The following is a 27,000-nucleotide window of genomic DNA, read 5'->3' as shown; positions in this document are numbered from 1 at the left end:
CGCCCGCGCCCCCCTCGCCCCGCCCCCGCGGCCTGCGCGTCGCGGAAGCGCCCGCGTCCGCGCGCGGACCTGCGCGAGCGCGCGAGCCGGACCTCGCCCCCTCCCGCGCGCGCCGAGCCTGCGCCGCCCTCACGCTCCTGCTCCTGTTCGCCGGCGCCTGCCGCCCGCGCGCCGACGAGCCCCCCGCCGAGGACCGCGTCACGCTCACGATCGTCGGCACCAGCGACCTCCACGGCCACCTGCGGGCCCTGCCGCTGCTGGCCGCCCACCTGAGCGCGCTGCGGCGCGAGCGGGCGGAGGACGGCGGCGGCGTGGTCCTGGTCGACGCCGGCGACATGTTCCAGGGCACCCTCGAGTCGAACCTCGTCGAGGGCGCCAGCGTCGTCGACGCCTACGCCGCGCTCGGCTACGACGCCGTGGCCGTCGGCAACCACGAGTTCGACTTCGGCCCGGTCGGACCGCGCGCCACCGCGAAGGTCCCGTTCGGCGAGGGCGAGGCCGACCCGCGCGGGGCCCTGGTCGCCCGGATCCGCCAGGCCCCCTTCCCCTTCCTGACCGCCAACCTGCGCCGCAAGGGCGGCGAGCCGCCCGGGTTCGGCGCGCCCTCGACCCTGATCGAGCGCGCCGGGGTCAAGGTCGGCATCGTCGGCGTCACCACCGAGGGCACCCCGCACACCACGATCGCCGCCAACATCGTCGACCTCGAGGTCGCCCCGCTGGCGGCCTCGATCGCCGCCGAGGCCGCGGCCCTGCGCGCGCGCGGGGCCGCGGTCGTCGTCGTCGCCGCCCACGCCGGCGGCCGCTGCACCGGCTTCGCCGACCCCGACGACCTCGCCAGCTGCGAGCCCGACCACGAGATCATGGCCGTCGCCCGCGCCCTCCCGCCCGGCGCCGTCGACGTCATCGTCGCCGGCCACACCCACCAGGCCATGGCCCACCGCGTCGCCGGCGTCGCCGTCGTCCAGTCGTACGCGCTCGGGGCCGCCTACGGCCGCGTCGACCTCGTCGTCGATCGTACTTCCGGACATGTCCTTTCAAACATGGTTCATGCGCCACGTCGGTTGTGCTCCCGACCCGACGCCGACCCCGACGACCCGCTGCCCGCCTGCGACCCGCGGGACGGCGAGGGCCGCCCGCTGGCGCCCGACCCGGCCGTGGCCGCCGTGATCGCCCCGGCCCTGGCCGCCGCCGACGTCGTGCGCGAGCGCCCGCTCGGCCCGGCGGTCGCCGCCCCGTTCGTCGCCCGCCGCAGGGGCGAGAACCCGCTCGGCAACCTGCTGGTCGACCTCATGCTGCGCGCCCGGCCCGACGCCGACGCCGCGATCATCAACGGCGGCGGCGTGCGGGCCGACCTGCCGGCCGGGCCGCTGCGCTACGGCGCGCTCTACGAGGCGTTCCCGTTCGACAACCGGTTCGCCCGCGTCAAGCTGCGGGCCGGCGACTTCGCGGCGATGATCGCCGGCAGCCTCGGCGGCGGCGCCTTCTTCTCGCTCGGCGGGCTGCAGGCGGTCGCCGCCTGCGACGGCCCCGACCTCCGCGTCACCCTGCAGCGCGCCGGCGTCCCGCTCGACGCGTCGCAGGAGATCGTCGTCCTGGCCAGCGACTTCCTCGCCACCGGCGGCGACCGGGCCTTCGCCGGCCTGCAGGAGCGCGGCCTGGCCACCGTCACCCTCGAAGACGACCCGCCCTTGCGCGAGGCTCTGGCCCTCGAGCTCGAGAAGCTCGGCCCCGTGTCGCTCGCGCCGCTCGCGTACTACGACCCCGAGCGCCCGCGGATCCGCGCCCCCGCCGAGCCCCCGGTCCGCTGTCCCTGACATGTTTCATGGGGCATGACCCGAGCGACATGTCCAGGACGATATGCGCATGGGGCATGTCTTCGCAGCACGCCGACGAGGCCAACAGGCCCAGAGAGCACGCGCTCGCGCCAGCGCGCCCTCGTCGCCCGCTTCAAGCCCGAGGCCGCGGGGCTGATGCGCCAGGCCGCCCACCCGCGGCCGCCGCGACGGCGCGGCCCATCCGGTCGCTGTCGCCGTGGGGCCCGAGCGACGGCTCCCGGAGGGCCATGTCCATGTCGACATGTCCTCAAAAACATATCCTGTCGGACATGCTGCGAAGACCACCCATGGCCGCCGCCGGCGGGCCCCGCTCCGGCGCCCGCCGCGAGCACGCTTCCCCTGCGGCTGTCGCGGTCGCAGCGGCGCCGCCGACCCGGTGCCGCTCGAGTCCAGCGTTCGCCTCTTTCGGGCCCGTCCCGCCCCCGCGAGATCTTCCTGGCGTGAAGCCCGATCCGCGGCGCCGCGAATTATTCGGCGCCTCTCAGTAGAACTCTAGCCGTCGAGCTCCTCGACCTGGGCGAGGCCGCGGGCCACCAGGCGGTCCCACACCAGCTTGAGGGCCACGATCCCCGCCGTGTGCTGGATGAGCGCCCGGTCGCCCCACAATTGCACTCGCTTGTGCGTACACGTCTCGGCGTCGGCGACCGCGAAGTCGACGGTGCCGACCGGCTTCTCGGGCGTGCCGCCGCCAGGTCCGGCGATGCCGGTGATCGCCACGGCCAGGTCGGCGCCGAGCGCCCGCCGCGCGCCCTCGGCCATCTCGCGCGCCACCGGCTCGGACACCGCCCCATGGCCGGCCAGACTGTCTTCGCTGACCCCCAGGATCCCCGTCTTCACGCTGTTGGCGTAGGCCACCACCCCGCCGGCGAACACGTCGGAGGCGCCGGCGACGGCGGTGAGGCGGGCCGCCACCTGTCCTCCGGTACAGGACTCGGCGGTGGCCAGGGTGAGGCCCGCGCGGCGGCAGGCGGCCAGCACCCGCACCTCGAGCTCGGCCTCGCCGATGCCGTAGAGCGAGCTGCGGAGCGCCGCCTGGAACGGGGCGTCGAAGCTGCGCAGCTCCTCCTCGGTGGCCCGCGCCCCGCCTTCGCCGGCCAGGGCCTCGAGGATCAGCAGCACCTGCGGCGTCGCGGCCCGGTAGTGGAGGTAGACGGCCGCGAGCCCCGGCGAGCGGGCCCGCGCCGCGGCCAGGATCGGCTCGACCTCGACGGCCACCGCCGACTCGCCGCGGCCGATCAGGCGATAGACGCGCCGCGGGATGTCGGGCAGCGCGAACCGCCGGCGCAGCCGCGGCTCGACCTGCTCGGCCATCATCTTCTTCATCTCGCGCGGCACGCCCGGCATGCAGGCGACGTAGGTGCCGCGCGGGAGGGAGGCGGCGAAGCCGGGGGCGGTGCCGACCGGGTTCGGCAAGACGTCGCAGCCCGCCGGCAGGTCGGCCTGTTTGCGGTTGATGTCGGGCATCGGCCGGCCGAAGCTGGCGAACATGGCCGCGATCGCGGCCTCGGAGGCGGCGTCGCGGACCAGCGGGACGCCGGCGGCGAGCGCGACGGCCTCGGCGGTGAGGTCGTCCGACGTGGGGCCGAGGCCGCCGGAGACGAGGCAGAGATCGACCGCGACGTCGCCGACGGCGGCCACGATCTCGGGGATCCGGTCGCGGACCGAAAGCGCCCGGACGACCTCGAAGCCGAGGCGTCGACAGCGTTCGCCGAGATAGGCCAGGTTGGTGTTGACCGTGTCTCCAGACAGCAATTCGTCGCCGATGGTGAGGATCTGGGCCGTGGGCATCGCCCGGGCACCCTAGCACCCCTCGGCACGCGACGGCCCGGCGGCGGACGGCTCGCCTACGCGGGCCGGAGCGCCCTCCGCGCGCCCGGTCGGCCGGTCTTTCCGCTCTTGCGTGGGTCCGCTAGGATAAACGCCACCGTGCGACTTCGTTACGCAGCCAAGACCGATGTGGGCATGAAGCGCGCCCACAACGAGGATTACTTCTCGCTGATCGAAGACGAGAAGGTGTTCTTGGTCGCCGACGGCATGGGCGGGCACGCCTGCGGCGAGGTCGCGAGCAAGCTGTCCGGCGACGTGATCAGCGAGTTCTACATGCACTCGAAGGACATGGACGCGACGTGGCCGTACCGCTACGACCCGAACCTGTCCTACCCGGAGAACCGCATGGTCGCCGCGATAAGGCTGGCCAACGCGCGCATCTACGACGCCGCGCAGAAGAACCCGAACCTGCGCGGCATGGGCACCACGATCGTCGGCTGTATGTTCGTCGGCGATCACGTCTACATCTCCCACGTCGGCGACTCGCGCTGCTACCGGATCAACTCCGAGATCAAGCAGCTGACGCGCGACCACTCGCTGCTCGAGGACTACAAGGACGCGCGGCCCGACATGAGCGAGGAAGAGGCGCGCAACTTCCCGCACAAGAACGTCATCACCCGCGCGCTCGGCATGCGCGACACGGTCCAGGTCGACATCACCAAGCACCAGGTGAACGACGGCGACCAGTTCGTCCTCTGCTCCGACGGCCTGTCGGGCATGGTCGACGACAAGACGATCTACAAGATCGTGCGCGAGGCCAGCACCCTCGAGAACGCGGTCGCCGAGCTCATCGAGCAGGCCAACCGCGCCGGCGGCACCGACAACATCACCGCCATGCTGATCCAGTGCAACCTCTAGCGTAGTCGGCAGCGCCAGGCCCTGCGACTCTCTCGCCCTCTTCCCGTGACCGCCGACTCCCCCGCCAACCGCCGCGCCGAGCCCCGGCACCCGGTCCACTTCGAGGTCGACTGCACCTCGGGGGACACCTTTCTCTTCGCCCACATCACCGACATCTCGTCGATGGGCATCTTCATCTCGACCGACAAGCCGCTGCCGGTCGGCACGGTGCTGCAGCTCGGCTTCACCCCGCGCCCCGAGGCGGGCGGCGAGGCCGTGCCGCAGCGGATGGAGCTGACCGGCGAGGTCGTGTGGAACACGACCGGCCAGGTCGCCCCCGACAAGCCCGGCATGGGCGTGCGCTTCCACCACGCCGCCCCGAAGACGCGCAGCCGCTTGCTCGAGCTGGTGCGCGCGATCGCGTATCTCGACGTCACGACCGACATCAAGTCCTAGTTCGTTTGCTCTCCGCTCGGGCGTCGCTGTCGCCCGGCCGGCCCGTATGTCCCTTCGGACACCCAACGACCGTCCCGGCGGCGAGGCCGGGGACGACGAGCCGGCCGTCGAGCCGCGACGGATCGGTCGCTTCGCGCTGCTCCGCCGCCTCGGCGCCGGGGCGATGGGGGTGGTGTACGCGGCCTACGATCCGCAGCTCGACCGCAAGGTCGCGGTCAAGCTGCTGAAGCGCGGCGACGGCGAGCCGAACCCGCGCTGGCAGGATCGGCTCTTACGCGAGGCCCAGGCGCTGGCCAAGCTGTCGCACCCGAACGTGGTCCAGATCCACGAGGTCGGCTTCCACGGCGACGAGGTGTTCGTCGCCATGGAGTTCGTCACCGGCATGACCCTTCGGACATGGCTCTCGGAGCAGCGTCGGAGCTGGCGCGAGGTCGCGGCGGTGTTCGCCCAGGCGGCGCGCGGGCTGGCGGCGGCGCACGCGGCCGGGCTGGTCCACCGCGACGTCAAGCCCGACAACATCCTCGTCGGCAGCGACGGCCGGGTCCGCGTGGTCGACTTCGGGCTGGTCCGCTTCGGCGACGAGGACGACGACGAGCACACCGACGAGGTCCCGCTGGCGCGGGCGCAGGCGACCCGCACGGCCTCGGGCATCCTGCTCGGCACGCCGGCGTACATGTCGCCGGAGCAGTTCCGCGGCCGCCCGGCCGACGCGCTGTCGGACCAGTTCAGCCTGTGCGTCGCGCTCTACGAGGCGCTGCACGGCGAGCGGCCGTTCGCCGGCGAGACCGCCGACGAGGTCGCGCAGGCGGTGGTGCGCGGCCAGCTGGCGCCGCGGCTCGAGCGGCCGGTGCCGGCGTGGCTGCAGCGGCTGGTGCTGCGCGGCCTCGCCCACGACCCCGGCGCGCGCTGGCCGGGGCTCGACGTCCTGGCCGCCGAGCTGGCCCGCGACCACGGCCGCCGCCGCCGGATCGCCGCCGTCACCGCCGCGGCCGCGACCGCGCTCGCGGCCGCGGTCGTGGCTGTCTTTTGGGTCAGCTCGTGGCGCGACCGCGAGGCCCGCCTGCAATCCGAGGCGCTCGCGGCCGGCCGCCTGCGCGCGGCCGAGGAGAGCATCGACGAGTTCCTCGGCGCCGGCCGCCAGGCCGACGCCGCCGCCGTGCTCGACGCCTTCGTCGCCGTGCCCGAGCACCGCACCACCCGCGCCCTCGCCGACGCCCTGCGCGGCTGGGGCGACCGCATGCGCGCCCGCAACGACATCCCGGCCGCCCGCACCGCCTACGCCCGCGCCTACGCGGCCGCGCTCGACCCCACCGCCGAGCGGTCGATCCTCGGCGACTTCGTGCGCCTGTTCCACGAGCAATGGTCGTGGGGTCAGCTCGGCACCCTGTGCGAGCTGCTCGCCGGCCAGGCGCCCGCGAGCCCGTGGGCGGGCCGCTGCGCCGAGGCGGCGTTCGCCCGCCGCGACTTCCTCGCCGTCACGAACGCCCGCGCCGCCGACGACCCGACCCTCGCCGACCTCGCGCCGCTGGCCGCGGCCTGGGCCGAGGCCACGCCGCTCGGCCACGACGTCCTCGGCGCCGGCACCCTGACGGCCCCGGGCGAGGCGCCGCGCGAGCTCTACCTCCACGTCGACAGCCCCGTCCCCGGCCGCCTCGACGTCGTCCGCCCGACCCCCAAGCTGCCGGTCGTCCGCAGCTACGCGCTGCCGAGCCGGTTCGCCCCGCGCCTGCGCCCCCTGTCTCTCGGGCCAGGCAAGCCGCCGCTCCTGATCACCTGGAGCGCCGCCCACCGCCGCGTCTCGCTGTCGGCCGCCGGGCCCGAGCGCCTGGCCGAGCTGGTCAGCGTCATCGCCGACGAGCCGCTCGGGGCCGACGCCGCCGACCTCGACGGCGACGGCGAGCGCGAGGTCTACGTCGGCACCGGCCCCTACGGCCGCGTGCTCCTGTCCTTTCGGCCACTGTCCGATGGGACATGGCGCATCGACCATCCTCACCCCGAGACCGACGCCACCAACTCCGACGTCTCCGCGGTGCTCGCCGCCGACCTCGACGGCGACGGCGCCGAGGAGCTGGCGATCGCCGCCGGCCCGTGGCGCGCCTTCGACGTCCGCGTGCTGAAGCCCGGCAAGGGCCGCGCGCTCGAGCTGGTGGCCCGCCGCAAGCTCGGCGCCGTGGTCGGCCTCGCCACCCTGCGCGCCGCCGACGGCGAGCTCCTCCTCGTCGCCGCCAAGACCGACGGCTACCCGAGCAAGGTCGCCTTCTCCGCCGACGCCCCCTCCGGGCCGCCCGCCGGCGTCTACCTGCTGCGCCTCGCGGGCCGCGAGCTCGAGACCGTCCGCTTTCTGCCCGCGCCGCGCCGCGCCGGGGCGGCCGCGCCGGTCGACCTGCACCGGCTCGACGTCGGCGACCTCGACGGCGACGGCCTCGACGACATCATCCTCGGCGTCCACGACCCCGAGCTGCAGCCGGGCTTCACCGTGATCCACCGCCAGCGCCGCGAGGGCGACTTCGGCGCGGCGATCCTGGCCGGGTTCCGCCCGGTCGCGCTGGTCGAGGTCGACGGCGATCCGGCAGCCGAGCTGGTCGCGCGCACGACGGTCGCGACCGCGAGCCAGGAGACCTGGCTGCTCGGCGCGGGCGCCGAGCCGACGCCGATGCTGGAGGTCGCCCGCGCCCCCGAGGCGGCCCGGCCGCCCGCGCTCGCCGACCCGCTGCTCGCGCGCGCGTGGCAGCGCGCCGAGCAGCTGGCCGCGCTCGACCTGTCCTCCGAGGCAGCTCGCGCCCTCGACGACCTCGCCGGCCTCTTGCCCGACGAGCCGCGCGCCGTCGCCCGCCTGCGGGCCGCCGAGCTGCACGAGGCCGCCGGCGACCACCTCGCCGCCGCCGAGCGGTTCGAGCAGCTCGGCCAGCAGACCGGCGCCCTCCTGGGGGCCGCCCGCGCCTACGAGCAGGCCGGCCGGTTCGCCGACGCCTTGCGGGTCGCGCGGATCCTCGCCGAACGCGACGACCTGCCGCGCGCCGAGGCGGCGCACGTGCGCGACCGCGTGGCCCAGCTCGCCGCGATCGTCGAGGACGTCGACGTCGTCGCCCTGCGCTTCGACCAGCCGCTGCCGTCGCCGTGGCAGATCGACGACCCGACCGCCGCCCACCAGGACCTCGTCGGCCAGCACCTCCAGATCGACGCCTTCGCCGGCCACGGCCCGATCGCCCGCCTCCCGTTCGAGTGGTCGACCGGCCCGCTCGGCCTGCAGGTCGACCTGGTGCTCGAGCGCGGCGAGTGGGGCTCGGGCCTGGTCGTCGGCGTGCGCCCGGTCGGCAGCCCGAACCTGCTGTCGGCGGTCCGCATCGACGTCATCGGCGGCGGCGGCGTGTTCCGGCGCCGGCACTCGTGCCAGCTCGGCGGCGACGAGGAGCACATCCTGACCCAAGAGCCAGGCGAAGATCCGGCCCGCCCCGGCCACCTCCACCTCGCCTTCGAGCTGCTGCCCGAGCTCGGGCAGGCCGCCTGCAGCGCGGTCGTCGACGGCGCCCGCCACGAAGTTCGCACCCCGCTGGCCGCCGCCCAACTGCCGCCTCCGGGCCGCTACGAGCTCGTCGTCATGCCGAGCAGCTTCGGCAGCGCGACCGCCCTGTGGAGCTCGGCCAAGCTGCGCGCGCTGACCCTCCGCGGCGCCCGCTTCGGCGCCGCCCCGGCCGACGAGTCGGCGGTCGCCTACGCCGCGCGGCTGCTGGTCCAGGGCGAGGCCGAGGCGGCGTTGGCCGAGCTCGGGCGCGTCCGGGACGACGAGCCGCAGCCGGCGATCTGGCGCGCCCTGGCGCTGTCGGAGCTCGGCCGCTGGCACGAGGCGGCCGCCGCCCTGCGCCCCGCCCTGCTCGACGCTCCCTCGGCCCGCGCCGCCCTGCTCGGCCTGATGCGCGCGCGCCGGCAGACGACCGCGCCGCTGGTGCGCGCCGCCTTCGGCCCCGGCTACTTCCGCCTGTTCTGGGACGCGATGGCCGACGTCGTCCGCCACCACGGCGACCCGCTGATCGAGCGGGCGCTGACCACCGCGTTGTCGGACCTCGGCGAATTCCGCCCGCCCGCCGGCGACGTGGAGGGCCAGCTTTTGAAGGTTACGCTGCTGTTCGAGCGCGGCCGGGCCTGGAGCGCGCTGCGCCAGGAGCAGCGCGCCCGCGTCGACCTGGCCGCCGCCGCCGCGCTGGCCGAGCTGCTGCCGCCCGCCCGCCGCGCCGACCTCGACATCGACTACGAGCGCGCCGCCCTCGAGGCCGCCTCCGGCCGCCGCGACGCCGCCCGGGAATTCGCCGCCCGCGCCCTCCTCCGCGCCCCCAGCCGCGAGCTGATGGCCGACCGCATGCGCTTCGACCCCCGCTTCGCCGCCCTCGCCGACGACCCCGCCTGGCTCGACCTGCTCGGCGGCTGAAAAATTTCCAGTATGGAGCATGTCCGGGAGGACATGCTCTTCAATACATTCTCCAAAAGGCATGTTCGATCTGCCATGCCCGAACAGTCATCCGCCCGGCGCGATGACCTCGCCTCCCGATCGCCGCGCGCACCCGGCGTGTGCGACGCGCGACGGGCCGGTCGAGCGACGTGGAGCTCAGAGCGTGCGGGCCCGCTGGTGCTCGCGCACGTGCGTGCGCGGCGGGGGCAGAGTGCCGGTGTTGCCGGTCGCGACGAAGCCGTTGCGCGCGTAGAGGGCGACGGCGGGGCCGTTGGCGTCGCCGACGTCGAGCACGAGCCGGCGCAGCCCCTCGCCGCGGGCCCAGTCGACGATGGCGGCGATGAGCGCGTCGCCGACGCCGTGCCCGCGGGCCGCCGGCGCCACCCACATGGACAGGAGCTCGCCGGTGCCGGGCTCGCTGGGGTGACGCGCCGCGCGGGCCATCCCGACGTCGCGGCCCTCTTCGACCGCGAAGAAGGTCGCGAGGTCGACGAGCTGCCGCCGCCAGTCGTCGGCAGGGCGGGTTGCCGCGTCCTCGAGCGTGCCGCCGAAGGCGTCGGGTGCGTCGCGCAGGGCCTCCAGCCGCAGCGTTCGCAGGCGGTCGCCGTCTTGCGGGCCGAGGCGGACGATCGGCATGACGCTCAAGATACCCCGGGCGGGCTCGCAGCGAGCTCCGGAGAGCCGGGCCCGACCGCGATCCCAGCCCCGCGTCGGGGTGGCCTGCCGCGAGCTCCGGAAGATCGGGTCGCGCCTGCGAGGCCAGCGGCCGCGAAGAGCCGGCGCCGAGGCCCAGAGCGCCGCGTACGACCGCGAAGGGCGGCCCCGCAGCGAGCTCCAGATCGCCGGTGACGACGCGAAGGGACTGCAGCTCCAGAGCGCCGGTTACGACCGCGAACGGCCGGCCTGCAGCGCCAGAGCGCCGGTTACGACCGCGAACTGCCGGCCTGCAGCGCCAGAGCGCCGATTTGCCTGCGACGCCCGCGACCGTGCCAGGCCGCCCGCATCGTCTTCCCGCGTGTCGGGGTTACGACCGCGACAGCGACGGCGCTCGGCGTTGGACCGCGGATCCTGGGGCCTGGACGTCGGCCCGCGGCTTCGGCGCGTCGCGGTTTTCGATCGCGCTCGTGGATGGTTCGTTGCAGCGCCCCCGCGCCTCGGCCTATCTTGAAATCATGCGTGTTCGTCCTCTTGGCTTCGTCCCGCTCGGCTCCGCCCTCGTCTTGATGTCCTCCGCATGTGGCGATGATGACCCCCAGGCCACCGGTGTCACGAACACCTCGCCGATGACATCGATCACCTCCGTCACGGCCACCGAGGCGCAGACGTCGACGACGGGGCCCGACCCGGGCACGACCGCGCCGACGACCACCGGCGGCACCGAGACCACCGGCGAGCCGTCGACCGACCCGACGACCACGCCGACGACGACGACGAGCGGCTGCGTTCCCGACTGTCCCGAAGGCCAGTACTGCGCCGGCGACAGCTGCCAGCCCGGGTGCGACGGCGACGAGGATTGCACCGCGCCGGCGACCTGCGACCTCGCCGACCACACGTGCAAGGGTTGCAGCGCCGATGCCGCCTGTCCTCTGGGACAGGTCTGCAAGGACGGCGCGTGCGTGCCCGGCTGCAACGACATGCAGCCGTGTGAAAGCGGCCTGGCCTGCTGCGCCGAGGCCTGCGTCGACCCGTTGAACGACCCGGCCCACTGCGGCGGCTGCGAACCGTGCCCGGCGCTGCCGAACGCCGAGGCGAGCTGCGCGATGGGCCAGTGCGGCCTCGGGGCCTGCGCGGCCGGCTTCGCCGACTGCGACAACAACCCCAACAACGGCTGCGAGACCCAGGGCGAGTGCCAGTGCTCGCCGGGCGCCACCGAGGCCTGCTACTCGGGCCCCGGCGGCACCCAGGACGTCGGGATCTGCAAGGGCGGCATGCACACCTGCAACCCCGAGGGCACCGGCTGGGGCCCGTGCGACGGCGAGGTCTTGCCGGGCGCGACCGACATCTGCAGCAACGGCCTCGACGACGACTGCGACGGCCAGGTCGACGAGGACGCCGACAACGACGGCGACGGCTGGACCGTGTGCGGCGGCGACTGCTGCGACGAGATCGGCCCGACCTGCCTCAACCCCGACCTGGTCAACCCGGGCGCGTTCGAGGTCCTCGGCAACACCGTCGACGACGACTGCGACGGCATGCAGGACAACGCGCTCCCCGCGTGCGACGGCGGTCTCCCCAGCAACTCGAGCGACGCGCTGCAGTACGCCCGCGCGATCGACCTGTGCCAGTTCACCACCGAGAACCCGCCGATCAAGGACAAGAAGTGGGGCGTGATCTCGGGCGGGTTCAGCCGCTCGAACGGCGCCGGCTCCCCGGCCAACGCCGCCAAGTCGATCCGCCCCGGCTTCGGCACCGTGATCGTGCCGCAGAAGAACGCCAGCCTGGCGGTGCTCTCGACCGGCAACGCCGCCGACGCCAACGACGCGATGCCGGCCTACTCGGCGTTCCAGGGCGGCACGCAGCTCGGCACCTCGGCCGCGGTGCCGGCCGACTGGCTGGCCGCCAACGGCAACAACTTCCCCAACGCGCCCGGCTGCCCGGCGCCGCAGGGCGGGGCGACCGGCCAGGACACGATCCAGCTCAAGCTGCGGATCCGCGTGCCGACCAACGCGCTGTCGTTCAGCGCCTACGTGTACTTCTTCTCGAGCGAGTACCCCGAGTGGGTGTGCAGCCCGTACAACGACTTCTTCCTGACGCTGGTCGACGGCCAGGGCGCGGGCAACCCCGCCGACAAGAACGTCGCCATCTACAAGAACCAGAACGACCAGCTGTTCCCGCTCGGCGTCAACATCCTCAAGGGCGCGCCCGGCCTGTTCACGCAGTGCAAGAACGGCCAGATCAGCTGCGGCTACCCGCCGGCCGGCACGTACAACAGCTGCACGGGCAACGCCGAGCTCGCGGGCACGGGCTTCCACCTGACCAACCCGGCGCCGCAATTCGGCAACGACCCCGGCTACTGCGGCAGCAACAATCAGGTCGGCGGCGGCACCGGCTGGCTCAAGATGTCGGGCAACGTCAAGCCCGGCGAGACGATGGAGATCCGGTTCGTCCTGTGGGACACCGGCGACCCGTGGTACGACTCGCTGGTGCTGCTCGACAACTTCGAGTGGTCGCTGCAAGCCTCGCAGCCCGGCGTGAAGCCCGGCTGAGGCTGTGAATCATGGGACATGTCCGAACGGGCATGTCCGGCGGCGCTCGCCGGCGACGCCGGGAGCGCCCGGCGACACGGGCGAGCGCGGCGCGTGTTCTATAGGAGAACAAGAGTTCCGTACCAGGCGCTCGTGCATCCACCGCTTCGCGCGCGGCTCCGGCTCACCCGAGCCTCGCGCCACCATGGCCGTTTCGGCGCGAAGGCGCGGGACAGGGCGCACCTGCCGTGCGGCGCGGACGCGGGGTCCTTCGGGCCGGCGAAGCGCGTCCGTCTCGCCTCACTTCGGCGCGACGACCTCGCCGCCGACGATCGTCGCGCGCACCGCGGCCGTGCGCAGCTCGAGCGGCGGCATCTTCGTGATGTCGCCGGTGAAGCACGTCAGGTCGGCCAGCATCCCCGGCGCCAGCGTGCCCGCCCAGCGCTCGCGCCGGCTCGCGTACGCGGCCCCGCGGGTGAACGCCGCCAGCGCCTCGTCCAGCGTCAGCCGCTGGTCGGGCAGCCAGCCGCCGGGCGGGTTGCCCTGCGCGTCCTGGCGGGTGATCGCGGAATAGAGGCCGAACGTCGGCTCGACCTCCTCGACGGGGAAGTCGGAGCCGAACGCCAGCGGCACCTTCGCCTCGAGGAAGCGGCGCCACGCGTACGCCCCCGCGAGGCGCTGGGCGCCGATCCGCTGCTCGGCCCACGGCATGTCGCTGGTCGCGTGGGTCGGCTGCATGCTGGCGATCGCCCCCAGCTCGGCGAAGCGCGGGACGTCGGCGAGGTCGACGATCTGCGCGTGCTCGACCCGCAGCCGGTGGTCGGCCGGCGGCTGCGACCCCGCCAGCGCCTCGAGCACGGCGCGGATGCCCCCGTCGCCGATCGCGTGGGCCGCCACCTGATACTGGTGCGCCAGCGCCTGCGTCACCACCGTGGCCAGCTCGCCCGGCGCGTGCTGGAACATCCCCGTGTGGCCCGGCCGGTCGCTGTAGGGCTGCAGCAGCGCCGCCCCGCGGCTCCCGAGCGCGCCGTCGACGTAGATCTTGACCCCCTGCAGCGCGTAGCGGTCGTCCATGGCTGGCCGATCGGCCAGGTCCGGGAGGCCATCTCCCAGGCGGAACCACCTCTCGTCGGCGTAGCCGACCATGCGCAGCTTGAGCAGCCCCTCGGCCGCCAGCTCGCGCAGCAACCGGTCGACGTGACGGGCCACGCCCATCTCGTGCACGCCCACCAGCCCGCGGGCCAGCGCGTGGTCCTGGGCCAGCAGCAGCCGCCGCCGCAGCTCCGGCCCGGGCGGCGGCTGCACCGGCATCAGGTCCATCGCCGCGTCGACCAGCACCCCCGTCGGCTCGCGCCCCGAAGGCCCCTCGCGCAGCAAGACCTCCCCGCCGGTCGGCACCTCCGTCGCCGCCGTGATCGCGGCCGCTCGCAGCGCCGCCGCGTTGGCCCAGCCGGCGTGGCCGTCGACCCGGCGCAGCCACACCGGGCGCTCGGGGAACGCGGCCGTCAGCGGGTCGTGGGTCGGCATCGCCGCGCCCGGCCACAGGTTTTGGTCCCAGCCGCGGCCGGTGATCCAGCCGTCCGGCGGGGCGCCCCGGCGCACGCGGTCGACCACCTCCTCGATCGATCGCGCCCCGCGGAGGTCGACCTCGACCAGGGCCGAGCCGAGCCCGACCAGGTGGGCGTGCGCGTCGGTGAGGCCCGGCACCGCGCTGCCGCCGGCGAGGTCGACGATCTGTCCGCGAGCACAGTCGCGGGCCAGCGACTCGGCCGCGGCCCCGCGGGCGATCACCCGCCCGTCGACGGCCGCGAGCGCGCGGGTGGTCGGCTCGGCGGGGTCACCGGTCCAGATCGTCCCGCCCCTGACGACGAGCAAGCCTTTTCCCTGTTCCGGGGGACAGGTCGCGGCGGACCTCCGCCCGCCTGCTCGGCACGCGATCAGCGCCGATGCGCCGACGAGCCAGCTCCGGCGGCTCAAATCGCGGGTGCGCACGTCGCCCTCCGTCGCTGTAGTCCAGTTCGGTTGCGCTGCATGGGAGGCGCAGCATAACCACCGCGGCCGCGCCGAACCACCGGCGCAAGGAGACCGCGATGACCTCCCTGAAAGACACCCTGGAAAACAGCATGCAGGAGCTGCGGACGCTCCGCGACGAGATCCGCGTCCGGCTCAACCTCGCCGGCAAGGAGGCCCGCGACCGCTGGGAGCAGCAGCTCGAGCCCCGCCTCGAGAAGCTCGAGCAGCAGATCCGCACCGCCACCGACGCCACCATCGAGTCGATCCGCGACGCCATCGAGCGCGCCCGCACCTCCTTCCACGAGTACCGGGCCCAGCTCACCCAGGGCAGCGCCGGCGGCGTCACCGGCAGCGAGGGCGGCGAGGAGCCGCGCGAGCAGAGCCGCGCCCAGAGCGGCGACGAGCCCGACTTCTCCCGCGTCGACCCCGAGAAGCGCTGACCGGGCGCGCCGCTCGCCGCGCCCGGGGACATGCCCGCGAGGACATGATCCCATGGAAATGGCGCGAGGGACATGTCCCTCGCGCCATTTCACTCGCGCCGGCTCACAGGTGCGGCTCGCCGTGCAGGTCGTCGAGGCCGAACAGCGCCTCCTCGAGGCCGAGGTCGAGCGCCTCCCACTGGCGGCCGAAGTCGTGCGAGTGGAGGACCACGCCGTGGTCGCCGACCGCCTGGCCGTGACCGTCGAGCGACAGGTGCAGCGCCCGCAGCGCGAGGCCGGGCTCGAGCAGCTCCTCCGCGGACGCGCCGAGCGCGTCGTCGAGGCGGAGCACCACGCCCGCGGCGCCGACGGCCACCACGAGGTCGGCGGTGCGGGAGATCCGGACCGCGTGCAAATCGCGGCGGGTCGGCGTCGTCACGCTCGTCCACGCGGCGCCGCCGTCGTCGGAGCGGAGCACCAGGCCGCCGGCGCCGACGGCGACCAGGCTCGCGCCGTCGGGCGTGACCGCGATCCCCGACAGCGGCCCCTCGGAGGTGGTGAACACCGGCCGCAGCGCCTCCCCGTCGAGCTGCCAGATCTCCCCGCTCGCCGTCGTCAACCACGCCGAGGTCCCCTTCGCCGTCGTCGTCACCGACGTGAAGTCGCCCTCGGCGTCGGGTACCGGCGTGAACGTGTGGCCGTCGTCGTCCGAGCGCAGCACGATGCCGTCGCCGGCGATGTACGCCGGGCTCGTGCCCGACAGGATCACCGAGCGCAGCCGCGCGCGCGTGCCGACGTCGATCCGCTTCCAGCTCTCGCCGCTGTCGTCGGTGCGCAGCACCACCCCGTCGTCGCCGACGGCCACCCCGGTCGCCTCGCCCTTGCACGCGATCGCCAGCAGGTCGCCCTCGATCTCGAGCGGGTAGTACCAGACGTCGCCCTCGGGGTTGAGGCGGACCATCGTCGCGTCCTCGCCGACCGCCCACGCGCCGGAGCCGTCGGAGGTCGACGAGGTGTTCTTGTTCTCCTCCTTGGTACAGCCGACCATCGGCGCCATCAGGACGAGCAGGAGCGGGGTGAGCGGGCGGAGCTTCATGCTCGCGACGCTAGCCGCCGGCCGATCGCCTCACAAGAGAAATGCGCGGTTTCGCCAGGCCCCACAGGTGTCCCGTTCGGACCCCAGGCCCCTCGAACCATGTTCATTCGCTCCGAAGGGTCGACCGCCGTCGCGCAGGAGACATCGCATGGCCCTTCGGACCTGTTCGTAAAGTCATGTTGAATCGGCAGCCCACCCGGCGCTCCACCAGCGGCCTCTGCCGCGAGCAGCCGCCGCTCGCGCCTCGCCCTGCAGGTGCTGACGAGCCGGGCGAACCGCGAGCGCATCGCCGGCGTGGACGCGACGCCGCGCCGCGGACGTCACCAGGCGCGCTCGACATGCACTGCTCGGACGCGGCGCTGGACCTCGTCGCTCTGCCGCGGACATCGCGAGTCACGGACGCACGAGGCCGGGCCCTATCGCCGCTCGTCATGCACGGCTCGGACGCCGCCCCCGGCCGCAACGCTCACGGCGCGCCCCCGGTCACTGACACACCGGGCCGGGCCCGTCGGCGATCGTGATGCACTTCTTGCCGTCGGCGCACTTGCCGTTGGGACAGGGGATCCCACAAGTCTGGAACTTGGGGCCGCGCGGGCCGGCGATGCCGTAGTACTCGATGCAGGTCTCGCCGGCGGCGCAGGTGCCGTCGCCGCAGCGCGGGCCGGCCTGTTCGGCCGCCTCCCCCTTGCGGGTGGCGGCGGCCAGGGTGAGGCTGCCGTCGGAGTACCACACGCACTCGCCGGACACGCAGCCGCAGCTCGCGGCCGTGGGGATCTGCACCTCCGGGACGTCGCAGGTGCCCGGCGGCTGGTCCCCGCTCGCGCACACCTCGCCCGAGCAGCCGCCCTTGCTGCACGCGGCGTCGTCGCTGCAGGCGTTCTCCAGAGCTGTTCCTTCGAACCTGGCGTAAAGGGCATGGTCCTTCGGCACCAGGGGGACCCGCGAGGGCTCGCCCCCGCCGACCTCGCCGGCCGGCAGCGCCGATTCCGAGCCCTTGCAGGCGGGGGCGGCCGCGACAGCGGCCAGGACGACGACGACGAGTGCGCGGAGCATCGGCGAGGAGCTTAGCACTCTCCCCCGACGGGGATCACAGCGGCTCGCAGAAGCGGGCCAGGATCGTCTTCACGCCGACGACGGGGAAGTTGATGGCGAGCTTGAGGTTGCTGCCGCTGCCGTCCCAGCCGACCAGCGTGCCCTCGCCGTACTGGCGGTGGCGCACGGCCATGCCCTTGTACAGCGTCGGCGCGTCGCCGTGGACGGCGGCGGGCCCGCGACGGGCCGGCGCGGCCGCGGCCCCCTCGTCGTAGACGATGTCGCTGTTCCACGACGACTCGCGGGCGGGCGCCGGCGCTCGCGGCGGGGCGCTCGGCAGCGACAGCCCCTGCGGCATGACGGCCGCCTCGCGCCGGATGACCCCGGGCACCCGCCCCCGCACCGAGTCGGGCGGCAGGTCGCGCACGAATCGCGACGGCGTGCCGATGAACTCCTGGTTGTAGAGCCGTCGCCGCTTGGCCCACGTGATCACCAGCTGCCGCTTGGCCCGCGTCACCGCCACGTAGGCCAGCCGCCGCTCCTCCTCGATCTGCGCCCGCTCCTCGGGTCGCAGCCGCCTGCCCTCCTCGCGCGCCGCGTCCTCGCCCGCGATCACGCGCGAGTGCGGGAACACCTTCTCCTCCATGCCGGTGAGGATGACCTTCTCGAACTCGAGCCCCTTGGCGCTGTGGATCGTCATCAGCCGGACCGCCCGGACCTCGCCGTGGCCGCCGCCGTCGGCGTCGCTGACCAGGCTGACCTGCTCGAGGTAGTCGGCCAGCGTCTGGTCGGGGTTCTCCTGCGCGAACTCGGTGAGCGCGCCGACGAACTCGTCGAGGTTCTCGACCCGCGCCTCCGACTCCTCGCTGCCCTCGTGGACCAGAGCGTCGCGGTAACCTGTCCTTTCGAGCACCTCGGCCGCGAGCTGGCCGAGCGGCACGTTCGCGTGCAGCCGCGCGGTGAGCTCGTCGATCATGGCGACGAACCCGTGCAGGCGCTTGGCCGCCGCGCCGCTGACCCCGGCCTCTTCGGGGTTGCGCGCCACCGTCAGCAGCGGGACGTTGCGGTTGGCCGCCAGCGCGGTGAGGCGGCCGACGGTGGTGTCGCCGATCCCCCGGGCCGGCTCGTTGACGATGCGGGTGAAGTCGAGGTCGCTGGCCGGGTTCTGCAGCAGGCGCAGGTAGGCCAGCGTGTCCTTGATCTCCTTGCGCTCGAAGAACCCGAGGCCGCCGAAGATCGCGTAGCGCATGCCGTGGTCGGTGAGCTGCTGCTCGATCACGCGGGACTGCGCGTGCGTGCGGTAGAAGACCGCGATCTCCTCCGGCGGGATGTCCTCGTTGAGCGCGTCGAGGATCTCGTTGACGACGAAGCGGGCCTCCTCGCGCTCGTCCTCGCAGGCGCGCAGGGTCACGAGCGCGCCGTCGCCGAGCTCGCTCCACAGCGTCTTGCCGAGCCGGCCCTCGTTGCGGCGGATGATCGCGTCGGCGCAGCGGAGGATGTGGCCGGTGCTGCGGTAGTTCTGCTCGAGGCGGATCAGCTCGCAGCCGGGCTGGCGGTCGGGGAAGCCGAGGATCTGCGACACGTCGGCGCCGCGCCAGCCGTAGATCGCCTGGTCGTCGTCGCCGACCACGCACAGCTGCGCCCTGCCCGACAGCAGCTCGACGAGCCGCGCCTGCACCGGGTTGGTGTCCTGATACTCGTCGACGACGACGTGGAGGAACCGGCGCTTGAGCCCGATCACCGGGTCGACGTCGACCAGCTGCGCGCCCGGCCGCGGCTGCTCCGTACCTGCTTTCTCGAGCAGCTTGACCGCGAGCACCAGCAGGTCGCCGAAGTCGGCCGCATCGGCGGCCCGCAGCAGCTCCTGGTAGCGGCGCCCGAGCAGCGCCGTCAGCCGGGTCATGAAGCCCTCGAGCCCGAGCTGCTCGACCTGGTCGATGGTGAGCCCGCGGTTCTTGAGCTGGTCGAGGTGGCCGAGGATCGCCCGCGGCTTGACCTGGTCCTCGTCGCGGTTCAGCTCCTTGAACACGCGCTTCATCAGGCGAATCTGGTCGTCGGTGTCGTAGATGGCGAAGTTGCGCGACAGCCCGACCGACTCGCCGTGGCGGCGGAGGATCCGCGCCGAGATCGAGTGGAACGTGCCGACCCACAGCTGCGACACGTCGACCTTGCCTTCGCACATCTTCTCGATGCGCGCGCGCATCTCGGCGGCGGCCTTGTTGGTGAAGGTGACGGCGAGGATCCGCCACGGCGGCACGCCCTCGTCCATGAGCGCGGCGACGCGGTGGGTGATCACGCGGGTCTTGCCGGTGCCCGCGCCGGCGAGCACGAGGAGCGGCGAGCCGCGGTGCTCGACCGCCGCCTGCTGGGCCGGGTTCAGCTGCACAGTGCCGGGCCTATACCACGGCTTCGCGGACCGGCGCGAACGCGAACTCCACGCCGCGCGCGTCGAGCTCGACCCGCAGCTCGCGCCGCCGGCTGTCGCCGACCTCGCCCGGCTCCTCGACGATCCGCGCCGGGCGCACTTGCTGCAGCACCACGGTGAACCCGACCGCGGGCGCGCCGAGCGTCAAGGTCGCGGCCCGGCCGTTGCTCCGCCCGGCCTCGACCGCCTCGAGCCAGCGCGTGAACCCGAGCGCCTTGTTCTCCGCCAGCACCAGCGCGAGGCGCCCGACCGCCGGCGGCGCGACCCGACGGACGGTGTGCATGCCGTCGTCGCCGGGAGGCCGCTCGATGCGCTGGCGGATCGTCAGGCCCTCGATCCGCCGCACCTGGCTGCACGCCTCCTCGAGGCCGTCGATGTGCAGCTCCGGGTCCGTGGCCGGCAGCGGCCGCCGGGCCTCGATCACCTCGCCGCCGAGCTGCCCCCCGGCGTAGCTGCGGCGCGAGCTGTGCGGGCTGAACTTGAGGCCGAGCTTCAGGCTGTCCCGAAAGCCATATTCGTACGAGGCCAGCGCGAGCTCGGTGATCACGCCGCCGGCGAAGCTGAGGCGGCTCATCTCGGCGTTGCCGTCGTCGGCGAGGATGACCTCGCCGCGGACCGGCGTGGGTCGGTTCGACATCGACGCCGCGACCCACGCGTAGAAGTCGTGCGGCATGCCCGGCCAGCAGCGCAGGGTCAGCTCCTCGTAGCGGTCGGGCCGGCCGGTGCCGCCGAGCTCACCGGCGGCGAACGCCCCCGAGACGTCGGTGAGCCACCCGCAGGGCTTGCCGTCCAGCTCGAGCGCGTACTTGTTGGACGTCGGCCCCCGCTTGCTCGGCGCCGTCTTCACCGATCACCGTCCCCCGGGGGCGACCTTAGCACGGGGACGACGCAACCCGTCGAGCCCGAAAACGCGGGCGGGCCGCGCAGCGGAGCGCCGGCCGGGCGCGGCTTCGGGCCCCGGACCCCGCTCACGAGCCGCCGATCCACGAGAACGAGCTGCTGGCGCTGGCCGAGTAGGAGGTGCCGACGGTCGCTACCTGGGAGCCGGTGGCGGTCTGCGACCCGCTTCCGCTCGAATTTGCCAGGGTCGCGTGAGCGGGGATCCGCACGGTGAAGGTCGAGCCCATCCCCGGAGTGCTCTCGACCGTGATGTCGCCGCCCATCATCCGCACCAGACGTCGGCTGATCGCCAGGCCGAGCCCGGTGCCCTCGTACTTGCGCGACGACTCGAGGTCGCCGCGCGAGAACGGCTGGAACAGCTCGCGCACGATCTCCGGCGACATGCCGATGCCCGAGTCGCTGATCTTGAACACCACCCACTCGTCGATCGCGTCGCCCTGGCGGCCCGGCTCGCGCGCGACCGCGAGCTTGACCACCCCGGCCTCGGTGAACTTGCACGCGTTGTGCAGCAAGTTGACCAGCGCCTGGCGCAGGCGGGTCTTGTCGACGGTGACCGCCCCGAGCCCCGCGGGCGGGCGGACCATCTCGAGCCGGTTGCGCCGCGCCTCCGCTTGCGGGCGGATCATGCCGGCGACGTCGTCGATGAGGTCGTCGAGCGCGAACGTCTCCCAGAACATGTCGATGCGCCCGGCCTCGATCTTCGACAGGTCGAGCACGTCGTTGATGATGTTGAGGAGGTACTTGCCGGCGCCGCGGATCTTCTCGAGGTCGACGCTGGCCGCGCGCACGCCCTCGTCCTCGAGCTCGTCGCGCAGCAGCTCGGCGTAGCCGATGATCGCGTTGAGCGGCGTGCGCAGCTCGTGGCTCATGTTGGCGAGGAAGAAGCTCTTGGCCTGGTTGGCGCGGATCGCCTCGTCGCGCGCGCGGTTCAGCTGGTCGTTGACGCGCTGCAGCTCGGTGTTCGAGTGGATGAGCCGGCCCTCGGCGCGGTGGCTGGCGAGGAAGAACAGCAGCGTCGGCCCGAGCGTCAGCGTGAAGGTCGTCAGGATCATCAGCAGGTAGACCCAGTGCTGGGCCGCCGCGGTGACCGACGAGCGCGGCGCGAGCGAGTAGTCGGACAGCTCGCCGACGAAGAAGCTGACGACCACCACGACCATGCAGAACACGATCTGGGTCCGCTCGCGCGCCTCGAAGCACACCAGCGGGAAGCTGATGATCGGGAACATGATGAACTGCAGGCCCGACGGCTCGCCCAGCATCGAGGCGAAGAACACGATCGCCGTGCAGCAGCACACGCACAGGCCGATGCGCGAGACGTTGAACCACCCGAACTTGTTGGCGGCCATGCAGGCGAAGTACGCCAGCCAGAACGGGATGACCGTCAGCGCCTCGGTATACAGGCCGAGCGCGACGAACAGGCCCATGTAGGCGAGGATGACCGCGAGGCAGACGACGAAGACCTGGTTGGTCAACATCACGCGCGCCGCGAGGGCGGGAGACCCCGTATAAGGGACCCCCCAGAGCATCGCAGCGCGGAGTCTGTTCCAGAGAGAGCTCGGCACAGAGGGGACGTCCGGTCCTCTTTAGCACGACCCCGCCGATCTAGCGAACCCGCCGCCGCGAGCGCCGCAGGCCCTCCAGGGCCCGCCGCGCCCCCGAGCGGCTCGGCGATCTCCTGCGGCAACACGGTCCTCCTGCGCCGGCGCGGCCCTGTACGCCACGCCCCAGTTCACGAGCCCTGCGCCGATCTCCGCCCGCGCTGCCGCGGCCGCGCAGCGCCTGCCCCTGGCCCCGTGTCGTCCGCAGACCCGCCGACGAGCGAGCTCGCCGCGGGCCTCGCTCGTGGATGCAGCGCGCCCGCGGCCGCCGCGACCTTCGAAGCCCTCTCGGCCGCCCTCTCGTTGCAGCCTCCGACCGAGTCGCCCTGCTCCGACCCGGCTCTCTCGCCCGGCGCGGCCTCTCGTCGGCGCCCTCGCGAGCCATGACGCGACGCAACGCGACCTCTCGATCGACGACCTCTCGCGCAGCGCTACGGTTCGAGCGCAGCGCTGCATACGAGCCGCGACGCGCGCCAACGACAGCGCGACCCTCGAGCCGCAGCGCTGCCCTCGAGCCGCAGCGCTCCCCTGCGAGCCGCAGCGCGACCCTTGAGCCGCAGCGCTCCCCTGCGAGCCGCAGCGCGACCCTCGAGCCGCAGCCCTCGAGCGGCAGCGCTGCCTCGAGCCGCAGCGCTACCCTCTCAAGCGGCAGCGCTACCCTCTCAAGCGGCAGCGCTACCCTCTCAAGCGGCAGCGCTACCCTCTCAAGCGGCAGCGCTACCCTCTCAAGCGGCAGCGCTACCCTCTCAAGCGGCAGCGCTACCCTCTCAAGCGGCAGCGCTACCGTAGCTACGCATGCTGAGGCGGGCGCGGTAGCGCATCGTCTCGTGCATCCACACGAAGTTGCCGCGGACGAAGGACCCCAGGTCGGCGACGTAGCCGAGGACCGCGGGCGAGGACAGCCCCGCGTAGTCGCGCAGGCTGCCGGCGAGCGCGTCGAACGCGTCCTCTTCGGCGCTCTGCATCGCCACCGCGCGGGCCAGGGCCTCGTCGAGGCCGAGGCCCTGATCGGCCTGCAGCACCAGCACGAGGTTGTGCGGGTTCTGCTCGACCAACTCCTTCTCGAGCGAGCCGATGTCGTTGGCCCAGCAGATCGCGTTGTTGGCCAGCAGCTCGAGCTGTTGCACCACCACGTGCTGGCGGACCTCTTCGAGCGACTCGTGACGGATGAGCTCGATGAGCGCGAACACCACCCCGGCCGCGCCGGTGAAAGGTCGCATCTTGAGGTAGATCGGGAGCGCGGGGCGGAGCTGGTGGAGCAGGTTCCGCAGCTCCCACACGTTGCTCTGGAAATAGCGCTCCACCTCGGCGACGAACCGCGGCATGAAGCCTGGCGCAGCCCACGCAGCGGTGCGGGCGCCGAGCTCTGCGAGCATGTGGACGAGCGGCTCGTCATCCTCGAGCGCCGGGCTGCCGCGGAGCACCGCCGACATCCGCACCTGCGCCTCGTGCAGGCGCCGGAGCGGATCGGGCGCGGCGGCGACGTCGTCGCACAGCGCGTCGTCGTAGAAGAAGAGCCACGTGATCCAGTCGCACACCAGCCGCAGCTCGGCCAGCGGCGCCCGCGGCAGGCCCCGCGCCGCCAGGCGGGCGAACTTCGCCGCCTGCAGCTTGCGCAGCCGGCCCGGGCTCAGCGCCACCGAGGGGAAGAACCGCAGCACCCACGCGATGCCCTCGCGCTCGACGAGCTCGGCGTAGCGGTTGATCGGGGCGGCCTGCGGCTCGAAGATCGAGGGCTGTAGCAGCGAGGACATCTTGGTTCCAAAGAGCGGTCCCTGCGGTGATCCATCCCAACCCATTCCAAGCTTATCCCGTGATGATGCCACTTCATGGCACGACTCGCAGCCGCTTCAACCTCACCATTCGGTGGTGATATACTTCTGGACAGGTGTCCGACCGCTCGACTCTCCCGGCCCTCGCGTGGCTCGCCGTGTGCGCCGCGCTGGGGCTCATCGCGACGGCTCGGGGCACCGAGGCACAGGTGTGGGGTCTGATCCCCGCAGTCCATCGACCTGTGATCGAGATCGACTTGCGGGTGCATCTCGACGACGGCGCGCCCGATGAAGCGCTCGAGGCCGCGGTCGCGTCGCTGGAGCCGCTCGCGGGTCGTTGCCCCCTGGCCCCCCCACCGGCCGAGGCGAGGCGCTGGCTCGACGCGCACGCGCTCTCGCTGCTGCCCCGCGAATACCACTCCGCGCTCGCCGACCGGCTCGCGCCCGAGGCGTTGCGTACGGCGATCGCCGGGGCTCGAGCGCGGCTCGCCAGTCCGTTCGCCGGGCTCGTCGGCGACGACCTGCGTCGCGACCCGCTGCGCCTCGCAGAGCTCGCTCCGCAGCTCGCCGGTCGCCTCGGCTTCCTCGCCGCCGCCGGGCCCGAGGCGTCGGTCCGCGGCGACCTCGTGGCCCCCGACGGGCGCAGCGCCTTGCTGTGCTTTCAGACCAGCGGCTCCGCCGAGGCGCTGCGCGCCGACGCGGCCGCGCTCGTCGCCGCGCAACCGGTCTCGCTCGCCGTGGTCGGCGCCGCGGCCCGCGACGACGCCGCTGCCGCCGCGCTGACCGCCGCGCCGCGCGTGCTCACCACGCTGGCCGCCGCGCTCACCCTGGTGCTCGCCCTCGCGTTCCGCAGCGTGCGGCCGGTGGTCGCCCTGCTGCTGGCGATCCTCGGGCCCGCGGCCCTGCTGGCGGCCCTCGTCGCGCCGCTGGGCCTGCTCGACCTGCCGCTGCTCGCGCTGGCCGTCGGCATCTCGGCCGCTCCGGCGCGCCCCGACTGGACGGTTACGGCGCTCACTGCCCTCGCGCTGACCCCACTCCTTCTCACGCCGTACCCGGCCTGGCAGACCTGGGGTCTCGCCTGGGCCGCCGGCCTCGCCGCGGCGGGGCTGGCCCGCCGCCTGGTCCAGCCCGCGCTCGCCGCGTGGCTCGGCAAACCGGCGGCCGAGCGGGCCCCGTTCGGCCGCCCCGACCCGCCGCCGCTGCGCCTGCGCGTCGCTCTCCCGGCCGCGGCCGCCTGCGCGGTCGTCCTGTCCCTCGGGGCATGGTCTTCAAGACATGTCCGCTTCGACAGCCCCAGCCCGCTGCCGCTGGCCGACCCCGAGCTGACCGCGGCCGAGGCGGCGGCGCGAACCGAGTTCTTCCGCCCCGAGGACGTCGCGGTGCTCCACAGCCGCGGCGCGACCCCGGAGGAGGCGCTGGCGCGGGCGGCCGAGGAGCTGCCGGCGCTGCTGTCGCTGGTGCCGAGCCAGATCCAGCGGGTCGACGGGCCGGGGGCGTTCGCGGTCGCCGAGCCCGAGCTCAAGGCCCGCCTCGACGGCCTCTTGGCCCTCGACATCCGCGGCCGGCTCGAGCTGCTGCGCGCGACGATCGCCGAGTTCGGCATGCGGCCCGACGCGTTCGGCGAATTCATCCGCGCCGCCGGCGACGACCTGCGCGACCCGCCGAGCCCCGAGGCCGCGCTGGCCGGGCCGCTCGGGCCGTGGCTCACGAGCAAGTTCGGCCCTGACGGCATGGTGACGCGCGCCTACCTGGCGAGCGAGCCGGGCGCGCTGCCGGCGGGGCTCGACCTGCGCGGCCCCGGCGTGTTCGCCCGCGCCGAGCACGACCGCTTCTCCGCCCGCGCCGGCGCGGTCGCGGCGGCCGGCGCGTGGCTGTCGGCGCTGGTCGTGTGGCTGGCGACGCGGCGCCTGGCCCTGGCCCTCGCGCTCGCGCTCGCGGCGATCGTCGCCCAGTGCGGCCTGCTCGTCCTGCTGCACCTGCTGCACCGCTCGTTCGGCCCGCTGACCCTCCCGGTGTTCCTGCTGGCCGGCTCGGCGGCGGTGGTCGCCGGCCTGCGCGCGGTCCGGGCCCTCGCCGCCGGCCGCCCGTGGATCGACCCCGGCCGCCTCGCCAACGCCCTCGGCCCCCTCGCCGCCGCCCTCGCCCTGCTGGCCGCCCCCGAGCCGGTCTGGCGCTCGCTCGGGATCGCCGCCGGCCTCGCCGTCCTGTGCGCCCACGGCGTCGGCGGCCTCGTCGGCCCCCTGCTCTACGCCCTCACCAGCCGCGCCGCCGAGCGCTTCGACCGGCGCCGCGAATGATGCGTCCGATGCGCCGGTTGTTCGCTCACGACATGTCTCCCGGGGCGGTCCGTCGACCTCGCGTTCGCCAGGGGACATGTTCCCGGCGACATGCTCCATCGCGCATGTCCTCACGACCCTGCTCGATCGAACCTGTCCTTTTCGCCATCATCGCCCGACCATGAATGCGCGCCGCTCGTTCCTCCGCCTCGCCGCCGGCGCCCTCGCGCTGATCGCCGGCCCCGCGCGCGCCCAGGCGCCGGCGGTCGATCGCCAGCTCGCGCGCCGGCTCGAGCTGTGGGCCAAGGCGGCCGCGGGCACCCGCGTGCTGGTGGCCCGCTACGCGCTGACGCGGCAGTCGACGCTGCTGCAGGAGCCGCTCAAGACGGCGGGCACGCTGCTGGCGCGCGCCCCGGACACGCTGATCCTGCGCGACGACACCCGCGCCGGGGCGACCACCCGCCTGTCGCGCGGCCGGCTCGAGATCCGCCCCAACGACCCGGCCCTGCCGGCCCTGGCCGAGGCGCCGAGCCCGACGGTCACCTGGCTGTTCGAACACGTGCTCGCGCTCTTCAGCGTCCCCGAGGGCGCCGGCGAGCCGACCGCGGCGCTGCAGGCCGACGCCCGCCTGAGCGTGCCGCGCGGCCCGGGGCACCTGCTGGCGATCACGCCGCGCCGCGACCACCCCGCGCGCCGGGACATCCGCGACCTCGTGGTCCACCTCGACCCGCACACCGGCGACGTCGACCAGCTCGACCTGGTCGAGGCCGGCGGCGACAAGGTCGCCATCACCTTCAGCCAGCGCCGCCGCGACGCCGCGGAGGACGAGATCGCCGCGCTCCTGCAGCCGACCTGACCTGTCCCTCCGGGCAGCCTGTCCGAACG

General features: G+C 73.9%; 17 protein-coding genes and 1 pseudogene. 9 read left to right on the top strand and 9 right to left on the bottom strand.

The window, feature by feature from the left end:
• The first annotated feature begins 32 nt into the window (after positions 1-32).
• Positions 33-1,814, top strand: coding sequence for a bifunctional metallophosphatase/5'-nucleotidase (locus NAEX_RS30280; RefSeq protein WP_338042620.1), 1,782 nt, complete (start codon positions 33-35; stop codon positions 1,812-1,814).
• 513 nt (positions 1,815-2,327) lie between these two features.
• Here the strand turns inward: NAEX_RS30280 and NAEX_RS30275 are convergent.
• Positions 2,328-3,623: a CinA family nicotinamide mononucleotide deamidase-related protein gene (locus NAEX_RS30275; protein WP_096330959.1), complete on the bottom strand. Its 1,296-nt coding sequence runs from the start codon at positions 3,621-3,623 to the stop codon at positions 2,328-2,330.
• A 138-nt stretch (positions 3,624-3,761) separates the two neighbouring features.
• Here NAEX_RS30275 and NAEX_RS30270 point away from each other — a divergent pair, with 138 nt between their 5' ends.
• From NAEX_RS30270 to NAEX_RS30260, 3 genes are read left to right on the top strand one after another with little or no spacing between them, the layout of a single operon-like run.
• On the top strand, positions 3,762-4,520 hold the full coding sequence (locus NAEX_RS30270) for a Stp1/IreP family PP2C-type Ser/Thr phosphatase (RefSeq protein ID WP_096330958.1): 759 nt from the start codon (positions 3,762-3,764) through the stop codon (positions 4,518-4,520).
• 45 nt (positions 4,521-4,565) lie between these two features.
• Positions 4,566-4,955 (top strand): PilZ domain-containing protein, encoded by a 390-nt coding sequence (locus tag NAEX_RS30265; protein WP_170136116.1) that lies wholly within the window; start codon positions 4,566-4,568, stop codon positions 4,953-4,955.
• 46 nt (positions 4,956-5,001) lie between these two features.
• A complete protein-coding gene (locus NAEX_RS30260; protein ID WP_096330956.1) occupies positions 5,002-9,378 on the top strand; it encodes a protein kinase domain-containing protein in 4,377 nt (1,458 codons plus the stop codon).
• Positions 9,379-9,555: 177 nt separating this feature from the next.
• Here NAEX_RS30260 and NAEX_RS30255 read toward each other — a convergent pair whose 3' ends face one another.
• Positions 9,556-10,035 (bottom strand): GNAT family N-acetyltransferase, encoded by a 480-nt coding sequence (locus NAEX_RS30255; protein ID WP_096330955.1) that lies wholly within the window; start codon positions 10,033-10,035, stop codon positions 9,556-9,558.
• Positions 10,036-10,682: 647 nt separating this feature from the next.
• Between NAEX_RS30255 and NAEX_RS30250 the strand changes: the two genes are divergently transcribed.
• The gene (locus NAEX_RS30250; RefSeq protein WP_096330954.1) at positions 10,683-12,605 is read left to right on the top strand and encodes a choice-of-anchor L domain-containing protein; all 1,923 of its coding nucleotides are present in this window, start codon (positions 10,683-10,685) and stop codon (positions 12,603-12,605) included.
• A gap of 279 nt (positions 12,606-12,884) precedes the next feature.
• Here the strand turns inward: NAEX_RS30250 and NAEX_RS30245 are convergent, their stop codons facing one another.
• The gene (locus NAEX_RS30245; protein WP_170136115.1) at positions 12,885-14,459 is read right to left on the bottom strand and encodes an amidohydrolase; all 1,575 of its coding nucleotides are present in this window, start codon (positions 14,457-14,459) and stop codon (positions 12,885-12,887) included.
• Between the two features lie 215 nt (positions 14,460-14,674).
• Here NAEX_RS30245 and NAEX_RS30240 point away from each other — a divergent pair, with 215 nt between their 5' ends.
• Positions 14,675-15,037 carry a hypothetical protein gene (locus NAEX_RS30240; RefSeq protein WP_096330952.1) on the top strand — a complete coding sequence of 121 codons (363 nt, stop codon included), beginning with the start codon at positions 14,675-14,677 and terminating at the stop codon, positions 15,035-15,037.
• Between the two features lie 103 nt (positions 15,038-15,140).
• Here the strand turns inward: NAEX_RS30240 and NAEX_RS30235 are convergent, their stop codons facing one another.
• The 5 genes from NAEX_RS30235 to NAEX_RS30215 form a co-directional block, all read right to left on the bottom strand.
• Complete coding sequence (locus NAEX_RS30235; protein WP_096330951.1) at positions 15,141-16,112, bottom strand: WD40/YVTN/BNR-like repeat-containing protein; 972 nt, start codon at positions 16,110-16,112, stop codon at positions 15,141-15,143.
• A gap of 483 nt (positions 16,113-16,595) precedes the next feature.
• On the bottom strand, positions 16,596-17,165 hold the full coding sequence (locus NAEX_RS30230) for a hypothetical protein (RefSeq protein WP_096330950.1): 570 nt from the start codon (positions 17,163-17,165) through the stop codon (positions 16,596-16,598).
• Positions 17,166-17,199: 34 nt separating this feature from the next.
• Entirely contained in the window at positions 17,200-19,530 is a 2,331-nt protein-coding gene (locus tag NAEX_RS30225; RefSeq protein WP_096330949.1) for an ATP-dependent helicase, read from the bottom strand.
• A gap of 10 nt (positions 19,531-19,540) precedes the next feature.
• Positions 19,541-20,416: a hypothetical protein gene (locus tag NAEX_RS30220; protein ID WP_096330948.1), complete on the bottom strand. Its 876-nt coding sequence runs from the start codon at positions 20,414-20,416 to the stop codon at positions 19,541-19,543.
• A gap of 121 nt (positions 20,417-20,537) precedes the next feature.
• Entirely contained in the window at positions 20,538-21,944 is a 1,407-nt protein-coding gene (locus tag NAEX_RS30215; protein ID WP_245913972.1) for a sensor histidine kinase, read from the bottom strand.
• Between the two features lie 371 nt (positions 21,945-22,315).
• Here NAEX_RS30215 and NAEX_RS54700 point away from each other — a divergent pair.
• A pseudogene (locus tag NAEX_RS54700) lies at positions 22,316-22,768 on the top strand (hypothetical protein); the annotation flags it as partial.
• Positions 22,769-22,834: 66 nt separating this feature from the next.
• On the opposite strand, the gene NAEX_RS53185 reads toward NAEX_RS54700, so the two are convergent.
• Positions 22,835-23,821 carry a terpene synthase family protein gene (locus tag NAEX_RS53185; protein WP_096330946.1) on the bottom strand — a complete coding sequence of 329 codons (987 nt, stop codon included), beginning with the start codon at positions 23,819-23,821 and terminating at the stop codon, positions 22,835-22,837.
• A gap of 134 nt (positions 23,822-23,955) precedes the next feature.
• Here NAEX_RS53185 and NAEX_RS30205 point away from each other — a divergent pair, with 134 nt between their 5' ends.
• Together NAEX_RS30205 and NAEX_RS30200 are read left to right on the top strand one after the other, a co-directional pair.
• The gene (locus NAEX_RS30205) at positions 23,956-26,136 is read left to right on the top strand and encodes an MMPL family transporter (protein WP_143141090.1); all 2,181 of its coding nucleotides are present in this window, start codon (positions 23,956-23,958) and stop codon (positions 26,134-26,136) included.
• A 160-nt stretch (positions 26,137-26,296) separates the two neighbouring features.
• Positions 26,297-26,971, top strand: coding sequence for a LolA-like protein (locus NAEX_RS30200; protein WP_096330944.1), 675 nt, complete (start codon positions 26,297-26,299; stop codon positions 26,969-26,971).
• Positions 26,972-27,000: the final 29 nt, after the last annotated feature.

It is taken from the genome of Nannocystis exedens, assembly GCF_002343915.1.
GTDB lineage: Bacteria > Myxococcota_A > Polyangia > Nannocystales > Nannocystaceae > Nannocystis > Nannocystis exedens.
The sequence above is the reverse complement of the archived record's forward strand: the minus strand, read 5'-3'. Positions and strand labels throughout refer to the sequence as shown.

Bases quoted from the DNA above. Each gene is read 5' to 3' on its own strand.
- NAEX_RS30200 (WP_096330944.1), top strand. From the start codon at position 26,297: ATGAATGCGCGCCGCTCGTTCCTCCGCCTCGCCGCCGGCGCCCTCGCG.
- NAEX_RS30255 (WP_096330955.1), bottom strand. From the start codon at position 10,035: ATGCCGATCGTCCGCCTCGGCCCGCAAGACGGCGACCGCCTGCGAACG.
- NAEX_RS30250 (WP_096330954.1), top strand. From the start codon at position 10,683: ATGACATCGATCACCTCCGTCACGGCCACCGAGGCGCAGACGTCGACG.
- NAEX_RS30230 (WP_096330950.1), bottom strand. From the start codon at position 17,165: ATGCTCCGCGCACTCGTCGTCGTCGTCCTGGCCGCTGTCGCGGCCGCC.
- NAEX_RS30215 (WP_245913972.1), bottom strand. From the start codon at position 21,944: ATGTTGACCAACCAGGTCTTCGTCGTCTGCCTCGCGGTCATCCTCGCC.
- NAEX_RS53185 (WP_096330946.1), bottom strand. From the start codon at position 23,821: ATGTCCTCGCTGCTACAGCCCTCGATCTTCGAGCCGCAGGCCGCCCCG.
- NAEX_RS30235 (WP_096330951.1), bottom strand. From the start codon at position 16,112: ATGAAGCTCCGCCCGCTCACCCCGCTCCTGCTCGTCCTGATGGCGCCG.
- NAEX_RS30240 (WP_096330952.1), top strand. From the start codon at position 14,675: ATGACCTCCCTGAAAGACACCCTGGAAAACAGCATGCAGGAGCTGCGG.
- NAEX_RS30275 (WP_096330959.1), bottom strand. From the start codon at position 3,623: ATGCCCACGGCCCAGATCCTCACCATCGGCGACGAATTGCTGTCTGGA.
- NAEX_RS30260 (WP_096330956.1), top strand. From the start codon at position 5,002: ATGTCCCTTCGGACACCCAACGACCGTCCCGGCGGCGAGGCCGGGGAC.